The sequence below is a fragment of the Streptomyces sp. genome, from assembly GCF_036566765.1.
Lineage (GTDB): Bacteria > Actinomycetota > Actinomycetes > Streptomycetales > Streptomycetaceae > Streptomyces.
Genome location: NZ_DATCVQ010000374.1, coordinates 1 through 4875, shown reverse-complemented (window position 1 = coordinate 4875; position 4875 = coordinate 1). Strand labels below are relative to the sequence as shown.

At 75.7% G+C, this 4875-nt stretch carries 2 protein-coding genes and 2 pseudogenes; all 4 read right to left on the bottom strand.

The window, feature by feature from the left end; all coding sequences use genetic code 11:
* Window positions 1-1215: pseudogene (locus tag VIU94_RS21990) on the bottom strand (hypothetical protein); the annotation flags it as partial.
* Between the two features lie 16 nt (window positions 1216-1231).
* Entirely contained in the window at window positions 1232-2863 is a 1632-nt protein-coding gene (locus VIU94_RS21985) for a serine/threonine-protein kinase (RefSeq protein WP_331913568.1), read from the bottom strand.
* The gene (locus tag VIU94_RS21980; RefSeq protein WP_331913567.1) at window positions 2860-4611 is read right to left on the bottom strand and encodes an FHA domain-containing protein; all 1752 of its coding nucleotides are present in this window, start codon (window positions 4609-4611) and stop codon (window positions 2860-2862) included. The genes VIU94_RS21985 and VIU94_RS21980 overlap by 4 nt, the downstream gene beginning before the upstream one ends.
* 39 nt (window positions 4612-4650) lie before the next feature.
* A pseudogene (locus tag VIU94_RS21975) lies at window positions 4651-4875 on the bottom strand (hypothetical protein); the annotation flags it as partial.

Below are 4875 nucleotides of genomic sequence, written 5' to 3'. Positions count from 1 at the left end.
GGCGCGCCGCCGCCGGCGCGCCCGCGTGGGGGCAGGCGCGGGGGCCGCCCACAGGGCGCGCAGGCGCTCCTCCTCGGTACGGGGGATGCCGGGGCCGAAACGGAGCAGGATCTCGCCGTTGTCGCCTTCGGCTGCCGCCGGGGCGAGGGGTGGGGTGGGGCCACCCTGGTTCCGTCTGCCGAGGACTGTGGCCTGTTCGTCGGAGGCGGCGGGCGGTGAGGTCCGGCCACGCCGACCGAGGACGGTGGCACCGCTGTCACCATCGCTCGCCTCGCCGCCCCGCGCGTCCCGGACGGCCTCCGGCGCGTCGGCGGCCTCGGGGTCGGCCGCCGTACGGTCCGCCCGCGTCGTGTCGGCGGCCTCGGAGCCGGCCTCGGTACGGGCCGGCCCCGCCGCGTCGATGCCCCCGGAACCAGCCGCCGCACGGTCCGCCCCCTCCGCCCCCGTCGTGTCCCCGCCCGTCGTCTCGCCGCGGACAGCCCCCGCAAGCTCCGTCAAGGCGGCGGTCGCGGCCGCGTGCAACGCTGTCCGGCGCAGGAAGTCCCGGGGGAGCGCCGCGCGGCCGGAGGTGAGCGTCGTCCTCGCCGCGGCGAGGTCGCCCGACTCGGCCGTTTCGGAGCAGCGGGCGAACAGGGCCGCCGCCGGTGTGCCGGCCGCCGCCCAGGCGCTGCCGAGCGTACGGGCGAGGGCCGCCCACGCGGTGATGTCGGCGGAGGCGGTCGAGGCGTCCTCGGACAGCGCCGTGGCCAGCGCGGCCTCCGCGAGCAGGGCCGTGCCGTCCGGGGCCAGTACGACGCAGTCGGGGGTGAGCGAACCGTGGGCGAGCCCGGCCGCGTGCAGGGCAAGCAGGGTCTGCGCCGTCTCGTTGAGGACGCTCGCCGCGCTGCCCGCGTCTAGGCCGGGCGCGCCCACCGACAGAAGATCCCCGACCGTACGGACCGGCGGGCGCGCGACGATCAGCCACACGTCCCCGGCCTCCCCCACGAGGTCGACCGTGGCCGGCACACCGGGCAGCCGGAGCTTCGCCACGGCGAGCACGGCGGACGCGAGCCGCTCGCGCGCACCTTGCGGCGCGAGCAGGGCGCGGTCGATCCGCAGCACGCCGAGCGGAGACTCGTCGGCGCGCCCGGGCCTCAAGGCGTACCAGGCGCCGAAGCGTCCTTCACGTGACCAGTCCGACAGGGCACGCCCACGGACCGTGACGGGTGTCGTCATCGCGATCTGTTCTCCCTCAGCACGGCGGCGCGTCCATCGAAGCCGTCTGGCGTCCGCTCGCCGACTGTGGGCTGCTGCTGACGGCGACGTTCCAGGTGCCCCGGCACGGGTGGTTCGAGAAGTCCGCCTCGAAGGTCACGGAGTACTCCCCGGCGCCCGACAGCTGCCGGGACTGCGAACCGTACGGCTGGGCGGGCGTGTTGACGTAGAAGTCCGCGGAGAGCGTCAGCGGACCCGTGCCCGTGGTGCGGACGGTCACGTCCGCGACGAGGGTGCCCGGTCGCTGTCCCCGGCGCCAGGAGTCGATGACGATCGTGATCGTGCCCGGGGTCGACGGAACCGGGGCGTCGGTCGTCCGGGACGGCGCGGGGGCCGTCGGGGACGGTCCGGTGGTCGCGGGCGGCGGCGTGTCGCCCGGGGTCGTCGAGGCGCTCGGCGAGGGGTCGGCCGTGGCGTCGCCGGACGGCGACCCGCTCGGCGTCGGCGAGCTCGTACCCGCGGAGGGGGACGATGAGGAGAGGGACCGGGACGGAGACGGGGAACCGGACGTGAGCGGCCCGGACGGTACGGAACTGGCCACCGTCGTCGTCGTGTCGCCCGTACGGGCCGTCGCGACCGTCCACGTACCGCCGATCACCGCCAGCGCGGCGACTCCGGCGGCCGCCTTCCACAGGCGGGGCTTCAGCCGGCCCAGTACGGTCAGCGCCGGCGTCGCCTGAAAGATCGCCGACACCGTCGCGAAGGGGAACAACAGGGCCAGCAGCGCGGCGAGTTCGGCGAGCCTGCGACGCCCGCGCTCCTCCCAGCCCGCGCCGTACCCGTCGGTGGCGGCGCGTTCGAGCTCGGCGAGGAACGCCTCGATGCCGGGCCGGTCCGCGGGGTCTTTGGCCAAGCCCTCGCGCACCAGGGCGCGTACCGGCTCCGGTACGTCGTCCACCGCGACGGGCGCCCGCAGGTGCTGCAGCCGCAGCGCCGTCAGGTCGTCGGCGCGGAACGGCCGCCGTCCGGTCAGGCACTCGTAGAACACGGCCGTCGCCGCGTACACGTCGCCCGCCGGGCCCGCCGGCTCGCCGTCCCACTGCTCGGGCGCCATGTACGCGGGCGTGCCCGCGGCCTCCGCCTCGCGGCCCGTGCGCACGGCGATGCCGAAGTCGGCGAGGGCGCTCGAACCGTCGGCGCGGACCAGCACGTTCTCCGGCTTGTAGTCGCGGTGGACCACCCCGGCCGTGTGTGCCGCGCCCAGCCCGAGGAGGGAGCCCTTGAGCAGGACGAGGGCCGCCTCGGGGCCAGTGGGCCCGTGCGCCCGCAGGAGTTCGCGGAGGGTGACCCCGTCCACCGCCTCCATGACGATCGCCGCGCCCCGACGGGCCTCCACGTACTCGTACAACCGCACCACGCACGGGTGCCGCAGGTCGCCGAGCAGCCGCGCCTCGGCCCGGAAGCGGGCCAGGAACTCCTGGTCGCCGCGGAGCCGTTCGCTCAGGTACTTGACGGCCACGGGCACGCCCGTCGCCTCGTGCCGCGCCAGTACGACACGGCCCCCGGCGCCCTCGCCGAGCGTGCGCACGGCCGCATAGCCGGGCACCGCCCAGCCGCCGGCGCCGTGCGCCGTGCCCGGTGCGTCCGCGGTGCCTGGTACGTCGGTCATGCCGCCCCCTCCACGGCCGCGCCGTCCACCAGGCGCGCCGGCCTCGCGCCCGCCGCCGCGCGACGCCGCTTCACCACCCGGATCACCCAGCGAATCGGCGCCGCCCACACCGGGAACGCCACCAGGCCGACGACCACCGCCACGATCACCGTGTCCCACGGCGCGGCCACCCGCCCCGCCAGCCAGTCCCCGAGCCGGGAGTGCCAGGCCAGCAGGGCCAGCACCAGGAAGCCGTACGTTCCGACGATCACCGCGAGGCCGTACGCTGCCATGCCCGCCTGGCGCGGCCCGGGCCGACGGCCCGCCCGCAGGTCCCGCCAGAGCCCCTTGCGGAAGTACGCACTCGCCTCCTCGCGCAGCCGCGGCACGCGCAGCGCGTCGGTGAGCGCCTGATAACCGTCCAGCGGCATCAGCGGATTGAAGTTGTACAGGGTGTTCAGATACAGCCCGAAGGCGATGTGGAAGAGGACGGCCGAGACGGGTCCGACCGGCAGGTACGCCGCGCCCAGGGCGCACCAGCCCGCCAGGGCCGCGGTCGAGACCGGCCCGGACAGCGCCACCACGACCCGCGACCAGCGGGTGCCGAACCACATGTCGCTGGTGTCCACGAACGCGAACGGCATCCCCATCATGAGCATGAAGCCGCCGCGCCGGACCTTGCGGCCGTACGACTTCACGGCCAGCGCATGGGACAGCTCGTGCACCATCAGGGCCGAGATGTAGCCGACGGCCAGCACCACCGGGCCCCAGGGCCCGGCGCCGCCGAAGTCCAGCAGATGCTGCCGTCCCTGCGCCACGCCGAAGAACGCCACCAGGCCGCCGATCAGCGACAGCCAGACCAGGGCCACTCCGGTACGGGTGAAGAACCGCCAGCCGCCGCCGTCGTACAGGCGGGTCACGGCCCTGTCGAGGCCCGGTACGGACACCTCCAGCTTGAGCAGCGCCCGGTACACCGCCTGCCAGAACCGCCGCAGGACCGTGGCCTCCTGCTCGTCCCGCTGCCCCGGCAACCCGCGCAGCAGTCCCGCGCCCGCGAACGCCGTGAGCGCGGCCTCGATCCGCGGCAGCGCCAGCTCGCCGAAGCGGTCGGCGTACGCGAACAGCAGGTCCCGCACGGTGTTGTCGCCGTCGATGGCGTTCCACAGGAACACCTCGCGCTCGTCCAGCTGGAGGTACACGCCGGTGCGCGTGTTGCTCAGCACCCAGGGCGGCTCGCCGCGGCCGCCCGTGGGCACCCGCTTGAGCGCCCACCCGCTTCGGCGGCGGGGCCGCGCGGTGAGCGGTCCGTTCGCCTCCGGCACCTCCTCCTCGGGGGTGGCGCCGGCCGGCAGTTCGGTGAGCTGGGTGCCGACCACCATGGTCCGTGAGCCGATCCGCGCGTCGCGCGGCTGCTCGAACACCATGCGAACGTCGCCGACGGAAAGCTCGACGCCGTCGGCGAGCCGCGCCGACCCGCCGTGCAGGTTCACCCCGGCGACGGCCGTGCCGTTGAACGAGTCCAGGTCCTCGATCCGGAAGCCCGACTCGTCACGGACGACGCGGGCATGGCGGCGCGACACACTGCCGTCCGGCAGGACGACGTCGTTGTCGGCGTCGCGGCCCAGCGTCGTGACCGGACGGGTCAGCGGTACGAGGAGGGTGGGGTCGTCGACGCCGCGCAACTGGGGCGCGGCGAACGACGTCGGCGCCGCGCCGCGGCGGAGGGTGCCGCAGCGCAGGCAGTACGGGAAGTCGCGCCGAACGTGCACGCGACAGGCGTGGCAGAGCATTCCGGTGGATCCGACGCCTCAGGAGCCGGTGACGAAGGAGCCGCCGGACGGACCGCCGGGTGCGTCGTGGCCGGGGCCCGTCGCGTGGATGTGGCTGCTGCCGCCGAGGCGGTCGATGCCCGGACGGAACAGTCCGCTGCCGCCCGCGCCGTCGGAGTCGGGGGCGGGGGTGTCCGCGTGGCCGCCGCCGTGGCCGCCTCCCTCGCCGCCGTCGCCGCTGTTGCCGCCGGCTCCGGTGCCGGG